The organism is Paenibacillus sp. NPDC058177 (genome assembly GCF_042883835.1).
In the GTDB taxonomy this organism is placed as follows: Bacteria; Bacillota; Bacilli; order Paenibacillales; family Paenibacillaceae; genus Paenibacillus_AQ; species Paenibacillus_AQ agri.
Map to the genome: position 1 here is coordinate 207,210 of NZ_JBHVVB010000004.1, position 16,465 is coordinate 223,674.

The 16,465-nt window shown below is 49.2% G+C and carries 13 protein-coding genes and 1 riboswitch; of the genes, 11 read left to right on the plus strand and 2 right to left on the minus strand.

Features of this window, described 5'->3' with window-relative positions; translation table 11 throughout:
• Window position 1: 1 nt before the first annotated feature.
• Together ACFVU8_RS18155 and ACFVU8_RS18160 are read right to left on the minus strand one after the other, a co-directional pair.
• Window positions 2–1,177 carry an ATP-grasp domain-containing protein gene (locus tag ACFVU8_RS18155; RefSeq protein ID WP_387429066.1) on the minus strand — a complete coding sequence of 392 codons (1,176 nt, stop codon included), beginning with the start codon at window positions 1,175–1,177 and terminating at the stop codon, window positions 2–4.
• 119 nt (window positions 1,178–1,296) lie between these two features.
• A complete protein-coding gene (locus ACFVU8_RS18160) occupies window positions 1,297–2,745 on the minus strand; it encodes an FAD-dependent oxidoreductase (RefSeq protein WP_387429069.1) in 1,449 nt (482 codons plus the stop codon).
• Between the two features lie 223 nt (window positions 2,746–2,968).
• Between ACFVU8_RS18160 and greA the strand changes: the two genes are divergently transcribed.
• The 11 genes from greA (at window position 2,969) to ACFVU8_RS18215 (ending at window position 16,328) form a co-directional block, all read left to right on the plus strand.
• On the plus strand, window positions 2,969–3,448 hold the full coding sequence (gene greA / locus ACFVU8_RS18165) for a transcription elongation factor GreA (protein ID WP_175373389.1): 480 nt from the start codon (window positions 2,969–2,971) through the stop codon (window positions 3,446–3,448).
• 173 nt (window positions 3,449–3,621) lie between these two features.
• A riboswitch (purine riboswitch) is annotated at window positions 3,622–3,725 on the plus strand.
• A gap of 176 nt (window positions 3,726–3,901) precedes the next feature.
• Entirely contained in the window at window positions 3,902–4,522 is a 621-nt protein-coding gene (locus ACFVU8_RS18170; RefSeq protein WP_379466578.1) for a xanthine phosphoribosyltransferase, read from the plus strand.
• On the plus strand, window positions 4,516–5,814 hold the full coding sequence (locus tag ACFVU8_RS18175; protein ID WP_387429072.1) for a nucleobase:cation symporter-2 family protein: 1,299 nt from the start codon (window positions 4,516–4,518) through the stop codon (window positions 5,812–5,814). The genes ACFVU8_RS18170 and ACFVU8_RS18175 overlap by 7 nt, the downstream gene beginning before the upstream one ends.
• Window positions 5,815–5,918: 104 nt before the next feature.
• Window positions 5,919–7,253, plus strand: a complete 1,335-nt coding sequence (locus ACFVU8_RS18180) for an MFS transporter (RefSeq protein WP_379466576.1) — start codon at window positions 5,919–5,921, stop codon at window positions 7,251–7,253.
• Window positions 7,254–7,257: 4 nt separating this feature from the next.
• A complete protein-coding gene (locus ACFVU8_RS18185) occupies window positions 7,258–8,412 on the plus strand; it encodes a hypothetical protein (protein WP_379466575.1) in 1,155 nt (384 codons plus the stop codon).
• 28 nt (window positions 8,413–8,440) lie between these two features.
• A complete protein-coding gene (gene wsfD / locus ACFVU8_RS18190) occupies window positions 8,441–9,973 on the plus strand; it encodes a glycan biosynthesis hexose transferase WsfD (RefSeq protein ID WP_379466574.1) in 1,533 nt (510 codons plus the stop codon).
• The gene (locus tag ACFVU8_RS18195; protein ID WP_387429075.1) at window positions 9,970–11,514 is read left to right on the plus strand and encodes a hypothetical protein; all 1,545 of its coding nucleotides are present in this window, start codon (window positions 9,970–9,972) and stop codon (window positions 11,512–11,514) included. Before wsfD ends, ACFVU8_RS18195 begins: the two co-directional genes overlap by 4 nt.
• A 28-nt stretch (window positions 11,515–11,542) precedes the next feature.
• Window positions 11,543–12,793 (plus strand): glycosyltransferase family 2 protein, encoded by a 1,251-nt coding sequence (locus ACFVU8_RS18200; RefSeq protein WP_387429078.1) that lies wholly within the window; start codon window positions 11,543–11,545, stop codon window positions 12,791–12,793.
• A gap of 72 nt (window positions 12,794–12,865) precedes the next feature.
• Window positions 12,866–14,959 carry a cellulose biosynthesis cyclic di-GMP-binding regulatory protein BcsB gene (locus tag ACFVU8_RS18205; protein WP_387429080.1) on the plus strand — a complete coding sequence of 698 codons (2,094 nt, stop codon included), beginning with the start codon at window positions 12,866–12,868 and terminating at the stop codon, window positions 14,957–14,959.
• The gene (locus ACFVU8_RS18210) at window positions 14,949–15,803 is read left to right on the plus strand and encodes a diguanylate cyclase domain-containing protein (protein WP_379466570.1); all 855 of its coding nucleotides are present in this window, start codon (window positions 14,949–14,951) and stop codon (window positions 15,801–15,803) included. The genes ACFVU8_RS18205 and ACFVU8_RS18210 overlap by 11 nt, the downstream gene beginning before the upstream one ends.
• 276 nt (window positions 15,804–16,079) lie before the next feature.
• A complete protein-coding gene (locus ACFVU8_RS18215) occupies window positions 16,080–16,328 on the plus strand; it encodes a type B 50S ribosomal protein L31 (protein ID WP_175373381.1) in 249 nt (82 codons plus the stop codon).
• The last annotated feature ends 137 nt before the right edge of the window (window positions 16,329–16,465 follow it).

Sequence of the window (16,465 nt, forward strand, 5' to 3'; positions counted from 1 at the left end):
CTCACACACCCTGTTCTTCTTGTTGGATATAGCGGACAATCTGTCTGATCTTATCCAGATTCTCTGCGCGGAACTGATAGGCGCTGTTCCCGGAGGCCCTGCTGAATACTTCCTCAATCCCATTGAAATGGACGATGTTTGCGCCAAAGGCGGCCAGAATATCTTCATGGCTATAAGTATAAGTTTTGTGATTTTTGCGGCTGGCATAACCGGTGTAGTATTTGCCGTCATAGGGACCGCCGACCTCGTTATTAACAATCATGGAGGCCCATTCCTTGTATATGTCGATGTCATGAGTGTAGTTGATGGCATCCGTCATCCAGGCTCCGGGCGGCCGCATGTTGACCTCCAGCGCAATGATTCGTCCATCCTTATTCGATTTGAACAACTCGATATGGAAGAAGCGTTCACGAATATCGAAGGCCTTCAGAATACTCTTACCCGCCTGTTCCACCTCCGGACTGACGTACTTGAGGCAGAAGTAGAAGAGATGATCATCATTGTTGACGACGTCCATGACGCTTTGCTCAAAACGGTGGCTGGTCGCGAAACGCACATTCCCATCAATATCAACCAATCCATCATAAGTGAGGATAATGCCGTCGATGAATTCCTCGATAATAAAAGCCACGTCCGCGGGCTTGGTTGCAAAGAAGCGGTTCAGTTCTTCTTCATTGTTGATCTTGTAAGTCATGCTTGCACCTGAGCCAAGGTCAGGTTTGACGACCAGAGGGAAATCGACGGTCTGAAGAAAGGGGTCAATGTCGGTACGGGTAGTTCCTGTGGAGAATTGCACGGTGCTTACACCGCTTTTATGAAAAAACTCTTTCATCTTGGACTTTTGCTTTAGGTTATACACAAAATCCGTTTTGGTGCCATAAATGTTGAAATCAGTCCGAATGCTGGCGTCCTGCTCCAGCCAGTATTCGTTCAGGGATTCGAAGCGGTCGATTTTGCCGTATTTGTGAGTGAAGTACCCCACGGCTCGCAGAATCTCATCATAATTCGCCAGATCACCCACCTTGTAATACTCTGTAAGCGAGGTTGTCAGCTTGTCCTCCAAGTGGGCATACTCGACATCGCCAATCCCTAACACGGTTGCTCCCTGTTCGTGCAGATGGTAACAAAACTCTGTGCTGTTCTGTGGGAAGTGAGGGGAGAAAAATACAAAATTCATGATAACAACCCCTTTAGCTTAAAAGTATTAATTCCGAGTTGAATTGTATGATTTAGATTCAATCTACCAGCTTCATCCTGATCCGTCAATCCTCGGATTCACCTTGAATCCTTGCTCTGCTAGGAGAGCACGATTTTATAATCCTTAGCCAGGTATTGATGAATTCGCTTGAAATCCGCCGCTGTCAGGTCAACCAGCCGCTTATTCTTTTCCCGGCCTATAATAATTCCAATCGTTTGTGCCGCCAGCGCTGTGGTTGGCATGATTCTGGCGCTGCCATAAGCCTTGATGGTAGCACCGACATTTTTGCCCGTCACCAGCACGTTATCATAGGACTTCAGCTCGAACGAACGCAGCGGCAGACCGTAATGGTCCGGCTTGCCAAATCCGATGCCGGTTGGAATGGTCCGAGTGCCCTGCAGATCAATCGAATAGCCTCCAATGCTGACATTATCCCAGAACATTTTGCTGCTCATGAGATCAGGGTAGTCCAGCACATATTGCGTCTCGAACCGGTTATAGTCGCGGATGTACAGATAGTCGGGGAAGCCGTTCAGCTCCGCCTTAGCGAAACCGGGAATATTGGCACGCAGGAAGCTCAGGATATGTGGTGCTTCAACACGGCCTTTGGCTACTGCACTCTGTACGGAGATGGGATCGGCAGGATCCACATCATAAATGAGCAGACCGTTGATGATGGCTTCGCCGTCCTTCTGATAGGTTACGTTCAGCCCACGCAGCTTCAACAGGCTATTCTGGGCCTTGTACTGGTTGGTGATGTTGCTGAAGCCGGTGGCAAACTGCCAGTCTACATAGGTGTTAGGACCGTATTTTTTGGCCACGTTGGTTAATGGATAATCCTTCAGTACAGCCTGGTGCAGCTTGCCCCAGTCCACATTCTTAAAGTTCAGCATATAGGTGGCGGCCATGTAATCTGGTTTCTTACCGTTATAGATGGTCTCCATTCCCGGAATGCGCTTGCCGTTCAGCTTACCGGACAGGGCATTGAAATCTGTATTTTCCACCCAGTATCTGGAGGTGACGGTTGTTTTGGAGCCGTTCTTTAGACGATAGGTGAGGGATTGCAGGGACTTATCCTTGGCCCCGCTCACGGTGGACACCGAATCAATGGTGACTCCGCTCTGCATCGGGATACCTTGGACCAGCTTCTCATAATAGAGCTCGAAATCGGCTGCCTTGCGGATCTTGCCTTTCTTGTAATCGTTGAACAGGTTCTTGATCTCGCCTTGAACCAGATTCCTCTTGCTGTTGTCGTTCACATCATCCAGGAAAAACATCTGGCCTTGGAGTAACTCGCCGCCCGGGCGGCTGCGCGGGTCTAGAATCATTACTTTCAATCCCTGGTTACGTGCCTCTCTGGCGAGCAGGACGCCTTGAATTTCGCTTCCAATCACAACGACATCATACTGGGGAGCTTCTGAACCAGATGCTGTAATAGCTTGAGCCTTTGAGGAGAAAGGAATAGGGGTGAGCAGCGACAGAATAAGTGCAATAAGCAGCCATCCTTGAAATTTCTTGAGCTTGCTTTCAGCCGGTTTGAGTTTCACTTGCCATACTCCTTACTGTAGTCATTTTTTGAGGCATATACCCTGGAAACGGGGAACACTCATATAACTATGGTACAGTAATTTCATTCTTTCCGGCAGACGGAAATTTCTCGTCAGGATTGGAAATATTAGATTATCATCCCGGTATAGCGTTTTCTTTTCGCAAGTTCGCTCAATATAGGTTACACTACAATAAAGGCAAGCCAAATAGGAGTTGTAGAATATGTCCAATGAAGAAGTATTGTTAACTAAAGAAGGGTTGGCCAAGCTGGAAGATGAGCTCAGAGACCTGAAGACCGTCAAGCGGAAGGAACTGGCCGCACGTCTGAAGCTGGCAATCAGCTACGGGGACTTGAAAGAGAACAGTGAATACCACTCTGCGAAGGAAGACCAGTCGTTCATGGAGACCCGGATCATGATTCTGGAGAAGATGCTGACCAAGGCCCGGATCGTGGATGAGAGCAGTGTGGATCTCTCCGTGGTTAGTGTAGGGGCGACGGTTACATTGAACGATATTGAATATGCGGAGAAAATCGACTATAAGATCGTAGGCCCAGCCGAAGCAGATGTGCTGGATAACAAGCTGTCCTATGAGAGTCCCCTGGGCAAGGAATTGCTGGGGAAGAAAATTGGTGATGTTATCCACGTCAATGCACCTGCTGGTGTCATCAAGTACGAATTGCTCGAAATTAAAATGGTATAGCCTACTCCCGGTGACTCTGGATCAGAGCTCCGGGAGTTTTGTTTTAAGGGCACGGGGATGGCGGCGTTTCGCGAAATGGATGAAATGGTTTATTTCATGAAGACAGGGAGAAACACCCTTAAAATTTTGCTTGTAACACCTGAGCTGACCGTGTAAGATATACAAAGTATTCAATCGGAATATTCATAAAAACTCATATAATCATGGGGATATGGCCCATAAGTTTCTACCGGATGACCAATGTAATTGTCCGACTATGAGTGAAGTAGCGCATCTAGGGTTCCGCTTCTGCTGCTATGGCAGAGAAGGGCTGGTCCAAGCGATGCGGACACTATAATGTGTTACACCACCCAGGGACAAAAACCCAGAAGGACAGATTCACTTGAGAGGAACCGCTCAAGGAGTCTGTCCTTTTTTATTTTTCAACAAGAGAAGGGGCGACGAATTTTCATTATGAAGGTACTAGAGGAACGCATTAGACAAGAGGGCTTGATTCTATCGGACAAGGTGCTGAAGGTAGATTCATTTCTGAACCATCAGGTCGATACGGAGCTGGCACTGGCGATCGGGCAAGAGTTTAAGAGGATTTTCGGTCACCTGCCAATTACAAAAATACTCACGGTGGAAGCTAGCGGCATTCAGTTTGCCATGGCTGCGGGGATTGCACTGGGCGTTCCATTCATCTATGCCAAGAAAAGAAAGGCAGTCACTCTTTCCGAAGCGGTATATTCCGCGCCTGTACATTCCTTCACCCGTCAGGAAGATTATCAGATTAGCATTTCGCAAAAATATCTGGGGTCCGCCGATAAGGTACTCGTTGTCGATGACTTTCTGGCTACTGGCGCAGCGCTGGTGGGGCTGGCTGATATTATCGAGGAAGCGGGCGCAGAACTGCTCGGCGTAGGCTGTGTGATTGAGAAGAGCTTCCAGGAAGGACGCGGGCTGCTGGAGCAGCGGGGCATCAACGTTCATTCCTTGGCCCGGATCTCTTCCATGGCACCAGGGGAGATTCATTTTATAGACAATGATTCGAAGGTAGAATCACAATTAATGAAGGAGAGTGCAGGATGTTAAGCAAACAAAAGGTATTCACACTCGGGCTGCAGCATGTACTGGCGATGTACGCCGGCGCGGTCATTGTCCCGCTGATTGTGGGAGGCGCGCTGGGGCTTAACAATACACAGATGGCGTATCTGATCGCCGCCGATCTGTTCACCTGCGGGCTGGCAACACTGCTGCAGGTCATGGGCACTAAGTATTTCGGCAGCCGTCTGCCAGTCATTCTTGGTTGTACCTTTACGGCAGTAGGTCCGATCATTGCGATCTCGCTCTCTAGTAATCTGGCGACGGCCTACGGAGCAATTATTATCTCGGGCATATTCGTTGTGCTGGCAGCTCCCTTATATGGCAAGCTGCTGAAGTTCTTCCCAACCATCGTTACCGGCTCTGTAGTGACGATCATCGGTCTTTCGTTAATTCCGGTAGCTATGAACAACGTAGCTGGCGGCCAAGGCAGTCCTGACTTTGGACAGCCACGCAATTTGCTGCTGGCTCTGATTACCCTGCTTGTAATTCTGATCGTCAATCGTCTGGCGACCGGCTTTCTCCGCTCCGTATCCGTGCTAGTTGGCCTGGTTGTTGGTACGGCCATTGGTTACGGTATGGGGATCGTGCATTTCTCCTCCGTAAGCGAAGCCTCTTGGGTGAGCATTGCCCAGCCGTTCTACTTCGGCTGGCCGGAGTTCAATCTGACGGCGATCGTGACTATGATTATCGTGAACATCGTTAGTATGGTAGAGTCTACAGGCGTCTACTTTGCTGTAGGCCGTGCGACGGAGCAGAAAGTAGAGCAGAAGCAAATTGTAAACGGACTGCGTTCCGAAGGCTTGGCGATTATGCTGGGCGGGATCTTCAACGCCTTCCCGTACACCGCCTTCTCCCAGAATGTCGGATTGATCTCGCTGACTCGCGTGAAGACACGCAATGTTATCTTTGCCGCAGGTGGAATTATGGTCGTACTTGGTCTGCTGCCTAAGCTTGCTGCACTGACTACCGTCATTCCTAGTGCAGTGCTTGGCGGAGCCATGATCGTGATGTTTGGCTCTGTAGCTGCCTCCGGGATGTCGATTCTGTCGGAAGTTGATCTGCGCAAGGACGGTAACCTGCTGATTGCTGCGTGCAGTATTGCAGTGGGTCTCGGTTCGGCTACGCTGCCGGCTATGTTCGATCAACTGCCTGAGTTTGCGAAAATGCTGTTGCAGAACGGCATCGTGTCCGGTTCGTTGACCGCTATTATTCTGAATATTTTCCTGTCCAAGACCAAAGATAATACAGTACCTACAGCGGTTTCGCAGGAAGCCCAATAAGATACGTCCATTAAGGACAGCAGAAGAGCAAGCCTACTCCAAGGCTTGCTCTTCTTTGCATGAAGTATATACTGGATTCATAACAAGAGATAGGATGGAACCTAATGAATGATAAAGTCGTGATGCCGCTATGGACCTTTTGCCTCTTTATTGTGGTGATGAACACAACGATGTTTAACGTATCCATTCCCACGATTATTCAGGATCTGCAGATCACCGCCGATTTGGGCTCATGGGTGATCTCCAGCTATTCGATCGGATATGCGTTGTCTACAGTGATATATAGCCGACTGTCGGATCTGGTGCCGATCCGCAGGCTGCTCACCGTAGGCCTGATTACGCTTGGTCTAGCTTCGGTCTTCGGGCTATTTGCACATCATTTCACGGCGCTTTTAATCACAAGAATTCTGCAGTCGGCAGGATCAGGCTCCATGGCAGGCCTCGGTCTTGTTCTGGCCAGCCGGTATGTGCCTGCCGAGCGCCGGGGCGCAGCGATAGCGATGATCTCAGCGGGGAGCGCCATGGCGTTCGGCCTCGGCCCGATTGTAGGGGGCCTTATCAGCCAGTATTGGGGCTGGAACGGACTGTTCGGAGTCACCTGCCTGGTGCTATTAGTGTTACCGGTACTTCTTCGCCTGCTGCCCAAGGAAATGCCGCGGCAGGCGAGCTTTGATGTGCCGGGGGCTGCTCTTACGATCATTAATGCGGCCAGCTTGCTGATTGCTGTAACAAGCCAGTCGCTGATCTGGCTCGGGATCAGCATGGTTTCGTTCGTGATTCATGCACTGCATCTCAAACGGGCAAAGAGCCCGTTCATCAATCCTCAGCTACTGGGCATGCCCGGGTATGGAAAGCTGGTAACCATCGGATTCTGTATCCTGGTGTTGAATCTTGGCAACCTATTCCTGATGCCGCTCGCCCTCGCCAATCTATTCCATCAGTCGGCGCTATCAATCGGCCTGTTCATTGCCCCTGGTGCAGTCTTTTCCGCCTTCTGTACCCGCTTTGTCGGCCGCTGGATCGACCGTTATGGCAATATGCGCTTCCTGCTGATTGGGCATGCGATCATGGCCTTCACGCTGGGAGTCTTCGCGCTGGATCTTTCGGCCTCTCCAGCGATTATTCTGCTCGGCTACCTCTGTTTCTCCCCGGCCTTCTCGGCAACGATGGCATCGTTGAACAACGAGACCTCACTAATTCTTCCGCCCCAATGGATCGGGTCCGGGATGGGACTACTGCAATTGATCCAATTCTTTGGCGGCTCGGTGTCTGTAGCCGTCTGCGGTTTACTGCTGCATGCCCAGAAGGATCTTGCTCCAGCCTTAGCGTACAAGCAAGTATATGGGGTACTGCTGGCGGTCTGCTTATGTTCTCTGGGTGTTCTGATGTGGTACAGAGGGTCACGCTCGAGGAGCCAAGTCATCGCAGAAGGGAAGTGACATATTGAAGCCAACTATGAAACGAAAGCTGAGCTCTATTGCAGTAATAGCCATAAGCATGAGCGTGTTATCTGCTTGCGAAACGACGGTAAAGCCTGCTGCCCAAGAGCCTATTAGTCATACGGAAGCTCCGCAGGAGACAGACAGGGTGGTGCATAAGCCAGGAGAGATGGCGGAGGCACAGATGCTCTATTCATTCATCTCCTCCAGACTTACTGGAACGTATGGCGTATACACAAATCTGCTGGAGACCGACCAAAAGGGCGAGGCCGCCACTGGACACGAGATCTTAAGCGAATCGGCGTCTCTGATGATGAGATATGCAGTTCTTACCGGCAACCAAGCCTTATTCGGTGCTGAGTGGGAGAAGGCAAAGAAGACATTTGATATGGAGGGCGGCTTCAGCTATCGCTTTAGTCCTAAGCTACAGAAGCAGTACCCTGTGAATGCGGCAGTGGATGATCTGCGCTTGATAGGGGCGCTGGAGGAGGCCGGAACGGCCTTTAAGGATGAGAGCTACTCGCAGGAAGCGGCGAAGTACGGGCAAAGATTTTATCATTACAATGTGAAAGACGGATATATGTACGATTTTTACGATAAAAAATACAATGTGACTAACAAGTTTGTAACTTTATGTTATATTGATATGAGTGTGTTGCAGAAATTGTCGATTCCTGTTGAGGAACGCGCCGTGCTCATGCACAACATGCAGGAAATTCAGGAGCAGGGCTATCTCTCGGATTCATTTCCGTTCTATGAGACCCGCTTTGATTACGAAACCGGAAGGTATAGCTCTGAGAACATTAATACAGTAGAATCGCTGCTAACTATACTGGCCCTGTCGGAGGTCCATTTGCAGAAGCCTGCCAGCATCCGGTTTATCCGCGAGCAGGTGGAGGCGGGAACGCTCTATGGTCAATATACGCGGGAAGGCACTCCGGTGAATGATATTCGTTCCACAGCGATTTATGCCATAACGGCTATGATCGGGGCGCAGCTCGCAGATGATCAACTCTACCGTACAAGTATCGAACGGATGAACGAGTTCCGTGTGCTAGATACGGGAAGTGTACTGTATGGAGGGTTCGGTGACACGGCGAGCGGACAAGCCTACTCTTTTGACAATCTGATGGCGTTGTTGGCTTACACTTACGAATAGCAAACTGTACAGAAGGAAAGGAAACTCTATGCTTGAATACAATCTCAGACCTTCATTTCGACAAAAGCTGATGTTTTCCAACACCTTGACTTCCCCGGCATTTATAGCAGCATCTGGGGTATTGATTATTACCGTTATCGCCTTATTTACAGCCCCCTATATTGGTATGGCCGATAATGGCGATTTCTTTCGCATCACTTACAGCAACGGGCTTTATTTCAACCAGCCGGACTATGACAGTCAGTACTTTGGCTACTTTATCAAGCAGTTCGGAATCTTTCAGTATTACAATGAGAACCAAGCGATTCTGAGCTCTTCCCAGTCGTTGTTTATCAAGCTGGCGATCGGCCTGAACAAGTTGTTGTATAGCGATAAGGTGTTTGATGTTCGTTTTCAAGCTGCGATGTATACCATACTGTATGTGTGCGCTATTTATATTCTGATAGAATCGATTACGTGGAAAATGTCCCGCAAGCAAGGGCTGCTAATTGCAGCGATTGCTATTTTTATCTTTGGCGATACGGCCTATACGGCTTTTTTTAACTCCTTTTTTGGTGAAAGTGTGGTCACGATCATGATGATTTTCGTGTTCGGTTCCTGGCTGGCCTTATACCGCAAACGATACAATGACTACGCGATGCTGGCCTTATTGGTCACTAGCACGGTTATCCTGACCACCTCCAAGCAGCAAAATGCCCCAGTGGGCATGATTATCTCCGTGCTAGCCATCACACTTATCTGGATTCGCAAGGATGCTTTATTTCGCTGGCTGACTATGGGCTCTGTAATCTTGATGATGTTCACTGGCGTTGCAACCTACTTGAATATTTCCAAAGAATTTGTGGATATCAACCAATACCATGCCATGACCCGCGGGGTGCTAAATCAGTCCTCGAACCCGGAAGATACACTGAAGTCCTTTGGCATCGATGAACAGTACGCCATTTTGAAAGGGACGATTTACTATGAGCAATACAGTACGATTGATGTGAACTCACCTATTCTCCAGAGAGAGTTCTACAGTCAATACGGGTTCGTTCCTATTCTGAAATACTATGCCAGCAATCCGGGGCAGTTGACTTCTATTCTGAATGTAGCTGCCAAAAGCGCGTTTACAATAAGGCCGCCGGCGATGGGGAATTACGAGAAATCTGTGGGAAAAGAATATGGTGCACACACCCTTTTTTTCTCTGGCTACAGTTTACTTAAACAAAAGCTTGCTCCTCATACATTCGGTTTTGTTGTTATCTGGGTGCTGCTAATTTTGGGGTTGTACATGCCGTCCTGTATAGCAGCTGTCAAGGAAGGGAACCTGCGGGGAATTCAGCGCATGGCGCTCGTGCTGGCAACGATGGGTGTAGGGGTATCGGGTATCTTGGTTTCGATTATCGGAGCGGGTGATGCCGATTTATCCAAACACGAATTTCTGTTCACGTTATCGTTCGATCTCGTAACCTTCCTGGCTGTGTCCAATGTCATTGGCCGTTCCATATTCAAGGATGTAGAGCGGAATACAACCGGCGGTTACAATCCGGAAGTGCAAAAGGGTGTGGGCGCGTGAGGACTCGAGTTGCAATGGTTGTACTGCCGTTATTCCTCTGTCTGCTGCTCCTTACGCCTGCCCCTGCGCAATCCGCCGCCGCGCCGCTGCGTGTCCTGCTGCTGTTCGATAGTCTGGCGAAAGGGACCGTACACGAGGGCAATGTTGATGAGCTTCAAAAGCAGCTGGCGGCCTACAGTGCGCAGGTTACACTGGTGCACCTGGATCAATATGTTAAAGGCGCCATGAATGATTATTCCAATGTGATAACCGTAATAAATGCCGCTGATATTACTACTGACAACCATGTTTTTCTGGAGGATTTAGCGGATTATAAGGGGCAATATTTGCATATTGGGTATAACCCTACGGCCGATATGAAAGACGCCCTGCATCTATCGGTGGCTGTACAGCCTGGCGGTAGCGCAAGTCTAAGGGTTGGCGGGCTGCCGGAGGCAAGCCTACAGGTGCAAGATATGCCTTACATTGCTGCAAGCGAAGCAGACCGTTCATATGGGAATCTGTTGTTTCTTGGAAGCAGTGTACAGGCTCCTTATGCTGTGAGCAGCGGCAAATATACGTATGCTCCATATTTAAATCAGGGAGATGGAAGTTCGCTGGCGATGGCCTGTGTCCTGAGAGAGTGGCTCCGTATTACGGATATCCCTCATTCGTATCTCGTATTAAAAGAGATTTATCCGTTCACTGATCTAAGCCTGCTGCAACAGATGGCGGAACGGTTATACCAGAAGGGCATTCCTTTCATTGCGAGTATCCGCCCTGTCTTTACCAATACTGACTTCCCGGCAATGATGCGGTATCTGGAGGCGCTGAAGGCTGTTCAAGCCCGTAACGGCAGTATTGTGGTTAATGTCCCGGTGATTGGCCCCGTCATTAGCCGGAGCGACGATACGCTGCGGGAGAAGATGAGCAGCTTCATCAATCTGCTGGCAGATCAGGGCATTGCTCCACTTGGCGTCGGCGCAGAGAGCTACTGGACCTATGACAAGGAATATGCACAGGACGGTCTCCTTTTCTTTGACTCGGCAGTGCTTTTTCCCAATGAGGAACTCCATTATATGGAGCAGACCAATACATCGAAGGCATTTATCTCCTCACTATACAGTGTGCCACTGGATGATCTAGTGACACACTACAAAACAGGGAGCAGTGGACTGACAGATCTACCAATGGACACCGCTATAGTCGCCGATTTTCCGGAGGATGAGGCTGGAATGGAGAATCTATTGCAGAAGCTGGAGCAGTCCTGGATTCCTTTTGCAGATTATAAACAGGAAGCGCATAAGGTGGCTACAGACACCTATACAATCACCTCCTCGCAGGGTGTGATCTCTATAAATGGTCAAGAGCTGAATATAGATTACAGCCCCAAGGCTGTGAGCGCAGACTTCGAGTATGAACAGAAGCAGGTCAAGAGCTTCACAAGGCTGTTCAGTGTACAGAACCAGTTCTTTATTGTGGCGATTATCGTGTCCTTGGTGTTCTTCGGCGGGCTGCTGGTTATCGGCTACCGGATGTATCGCCGTAAATATATGAAATAAGAAAATAATTTGTTCTTAGGAGACAACCATGACAATCTCGGATGTGTTGATGGTAATCGCGGTGGTCTGCATCTGGTCGCTGCTGCTGGTGAATGTGGTTCTTATTATTGCCGGATACTTGTATTACATTAAATCTGAAGATGAAGAAGTACCTGCGATCAAGGGTGAGATCCCCTTCGTCTCCATCATGGTACCGGCCCATAATGAGGGCGTTGTCATCAGTCGGACGGTGGAGTCGCTGCTGGAGCTGGATTACCCGCATGACCGCTATGAGATCATTGTCATCAATGACAATTCGTCGGATAATAGCGCGGAACTGCTCGGGAATATCAAGGATCGCCATCCCGGGCGGAACCTGATCGTGATCAATACGGATGCTATAACAGGCGGCAAAGGCAAGTCCAATGCCCTCAATATTGGTTTCACCCACAGCAAGGGGGAACTGATCGCCATCTATGATGCCGACAATACACCTGAGAAAACGGCGCTGAGGTATCTCGTAGGGGAGATTATGAATGATGCTACCTTAGGCGCGGTCATCGGTAAATTCCGAACCCGCAACCGTGATGCGAGCTTAATGACCCGGTTTATTAATATTGAGACCCTCTCTTTTCAATGGATGGCGCAGGCGGGCCGCTGGAAACTGTTCAAGCTGTGCACCATCCCGGGCACCAACTTCATTATGCGTAGATCGATTGTGGAGAGTATCGGTGGCTGGGATGTCAAGGCAATCGCAGAGGACACGGAGATCAGCTTCCGAATCTATATGATGGGCTACCGGATCAAATTCCAGCCGAAGGCTGTGACCTGGGAGCAGGAACCACAGACGGTGAAGGTCTGGTTCAAGCAGCGGACGCGCTGGGCTAAGGGCAACATTTATGTCATCGTTAAAAATATCCCGTTACTCTTTGATCGGTCTGCGAAGCGAGTCCGCTTCGATATCCTGTATTTCCTGTCCATCTATTTCCTACTTCTGACCTCGCTCGTGACTTCTGATATCCTGCTGATTCTGCATGCGTTGGGTTATGTACATACGACCATTGCCGGATTAAGCAACTTTCTTTGGCTGCTGGCGGTCATCCTGTTCATAGTAGGTACGTTTATTACACTGACGACGGAGAAAGGCGAGATGAGCGTCTCCAACCTATGGATCATCCTGCTGATGTATGTCTCTTATTGTCAGATGTGGATGGTGGTTGCGGCCTATGGATTGTATAACTATATGAAGGACCAGATCTTTAAACGGGAAGCCAAATGGTACAAGACCGAGCGTTATTAACACCGGACGGCGGGCAGAGCTTGAACCCGCTGTCGATGGAAGAGAAATACAAGACAACAGGAGAGTTCAACGATGATAAAAAAACAACTGGCAATATGGGCGGTCTGCCTCACCCTTTTCCTGGTCCCCTTGCATGTCGTGGCTGCCGAAGTTCTTCCTGGAACCCAAGGGAAGAGCTATGAGACTTTCTTTACCGGAACCGACTCCTCATTGACGGGGACAAGCTCCCGGCAGCAGTTCTTTGAGATCATGGATTACTGGAATGTACAAGACCTCAAGATCAACCTGCGTTTTCAAATTTCGCAAATTACGGAAGATCAGTTGTCGAGTGTGACCCTGTCGCTCAACGGCAGTCCCTTCTACACCTTCCGGCCCTCGCTTGGGAACAACGGGGAGCAGCAACTGATCATCCCGGCACCGAAGGGATTCCTGAAGCAAGGGACGAACACGCTTAGCATTCAGGGATATTTGCGGACCAAGATAACTGACGATCAGCTCTGTACTATTGATAATACGCCGGATAACTGGCTGCATTTATTCAATACCTCAAGTGTAAGTGTAGTCTACACGCCGAAAGCCCTGACTGGAGGCATTAGCGACTTCAGTAAGCGTTTCTCAGGCATTGATATGGTCAAAGGGGGCAAAAGCTTGCTCACCGTGCCAGAGAATTCCAAGGGTGTAGAACTGGAAGCAGCGTCTTACGCTCTCTCCGGGTACGCCAAGGCCAATACAGTGAATGACCGCACCATTGCACTGCTTCCTTACCGGAGCGATACCGTTCAGGATAAAGAAGCGGTAGTGCTGGTAGCTATGTATGACCGGCTCCCCGCCAACCTCAAGGCCGCAATTACTGCATCGGAGGATATGGGGACTCATGCAATCATCCAACTGGTCAACAAAGACACACGGCCTACGCTGGTTGTCACCTCCAGGGACGAGAACCTGCTGATTAAGGCCGGTCGGCTGCTCAGCAATGGACAGCTTACCCGTCAGATCAGCAGTGATCTGAAAGTTGTCGGTGATACGACAGAGGTAGCTACGCCTCCGTTCGCCCTTAGCTCCAATATTACTTTTACTGAGAGCGGGGACAAGCTAACCGGACCGTATCATCAGGAGCAAACTTACTTTGTCTCGTTGCCTTCCAACCGTTCGATTGCCGATGCCGGTAAGATCAGTCTGGATCTCCGCTATGCGCAAAATCTGGACTTCGACCGTGCGATGGTGACGGTTAGCATCAACGATACCCCGATCGGAAGCAAGAAGCTGAATCGGGAGCTGGCGAACGGGGATACCCTGAATCTGGCCATTCCGCAGAATCTGAACATCTCGGGCAACTTCTCGGTCAAGGTGGCCTTTGATCTGGAAGTAACGAACGCGATCTGTACGCCGAATACAGAGCAAATGCCATGGGCGTATATCGGCAAGGACTCTATGATGCATCTGAACACAAAGGACCGCACCGATCTCTTGTTCAACAATTATCCATATCCGTTCCTGCGCGATGGGGTCTATAATCATGTCGCCATAGTGCTTCCGCAGATGTTGGATGATTATACGTTTCGCAGCGTATCTAATGTGATCAATTTGCTAGGCCAGTATGCGGATGGCAATACGGGTGATATCCAGTTCTATCAGGATAATGTCAACGCAGACCGTCTGAAGAACAACAATATCATCGCCATCGGCAGCTACAAAGACAATAAGGTCATCCGTGATACGAATGACAAGCTGTATTTTAAATACAATACCGACGGCACTAGAATTACCTCGAATGAAAAAATGAGCATTGAAGACAGCTATGGTGGTGAGATCGGTACCCTGCAGTTGATCGAATCGCCTTTTGCAGCGGGCCGGGGGATGCTGGCTATTACGGGCGTTAGCTCCGATGATTATTATGTGGCTTCCAGGCTGCTCGCCACCGAGAAAGATAAATGGAAGGTGTTCGGCGATGGTGTAGTAGCCGACAAAGATGGCAACGTCAGTGCCTATCGCTTTAAGACCGTCTCCGGTGCCGAGAAGGACTCGGCAGTGCAGCAAGTCCTGGAACGAGGCGACGTGCTCGGCTTTGTAGTCGCAACCGTGCTGGTCATTGCGTTGGTGCTGGTATCCTTGATTCTGCTGCTTCGCAAACATATGAAGAAACGTGGTGATAAGCGTGAGACGTAATCGCAGCATCCTGGTATCTGATGCCGCCTTTCTGTTATTCCTTGTTCTGGCCTACATCTGTATTGTGTTCATTGCCGGGTCACCGAACCATTACATCCAGAACATTATCATCCTGAATGTGGCTTTTATCCTGGCGGTAGTTACCTATTTCACTACAGTGACGGCCGGACTGGTGCTGAACCTTGCGTTTATTTTCGGATACGGATTCTTTATTATGTTCCAGACGATATCACAGGGAGAGACCATTGGTCTGAACACCTATTTCTGGCTTATTATGACCCCGCTTCTAACCGTTGTGGTTTGGATCTTCACGCTAGGCAACCGTCAGCTTCAGACTGAGAATGAGGGTCTCAAGAAACGGGCAGCTCAATTGGCAACGGTAGACGAAAATACCGATCTGCGCAATAGCGTGGCGTTCCAGAAGGATGCCAGCCTGTTTACCGGCATTTCTACACGGTACAAGATTCCTTTAACCCTGCTTGTGGTAAAGGTTAAGTACTGGGATGAAATCCGGCGTTTGATTCCGGAAGAGCAGCTTACAGAGGCGATCTATGATCTTTCGCAAATCAGCCAGTCCAGTATCCGCACCAATGATGCGATTTACCTGCTGGATAAGGATGATGCCACATGGGGACTGCTGCTGTTCACAGACCGCGACGGGGCGAAAATCGTTATTGAACGGATCAAGTACAAGCTGCTGGAGCTGAACGATAACGGGTTCATGAGTAAATACAAGGTTAAATTGGGACTGAAGATTGGGGCTGTGCAATACCAGCCGGACACCATCGAGAACCCGCTTGATTTCATTGTCCAGGCCAAGAAACAGCTGGAGTACGATGTATGATTAGGTAAGACCATACGATTTGTTGGGCTACATAAGCTGAACTTAAGAATTAGGCAAGCTGATTTGAGAATGCCCTATAAAGATAAGGGTATTATCAATCAGCAATGTGCTATTCTTAAGTTCACTTTATATACAAGTGGATTATAAGTAACTGATTTTGGGAATGCTGTTTCATTAAGATTGCTTTCATGTCGGAGTTAGCGTATGATGTAGACATGACTTAATTCGTAATATTTACGATTTGAATCCATTTACTCAGAAAGAAGGTCATCGGCCATGAGAGAAGGCATACATCCCAGAATTAACCAGGTCATATTCCTGGATGCCAGCGTAGGTTTCAAGTTCCTCAGTACCTCCACCAAGTCGTCTAATGAGACCATGGAGTGGGAAGATGGCAACACCTATCCGGTGATCCGTGTGGATGCCAGTTCTGCCTCCCACCCGTTCTATACTGGTAAGCAGAGAGAAACAGAAACCGGCGGACGCGTGGACAAGTTCAAGCAGCGCCTGGCGCAGAAGAAATAGACACTATTCCTGACCAGACAACCCTTTTAAGTGGAGGGTTGTCTTTTTTGTCTACTCAGAGTCTGTTTCGGTCCATTCAGGAGGTCACAGCCTGCATAATTAGTGTTAGAATTAAAGGATCGTACAATCTATTACGC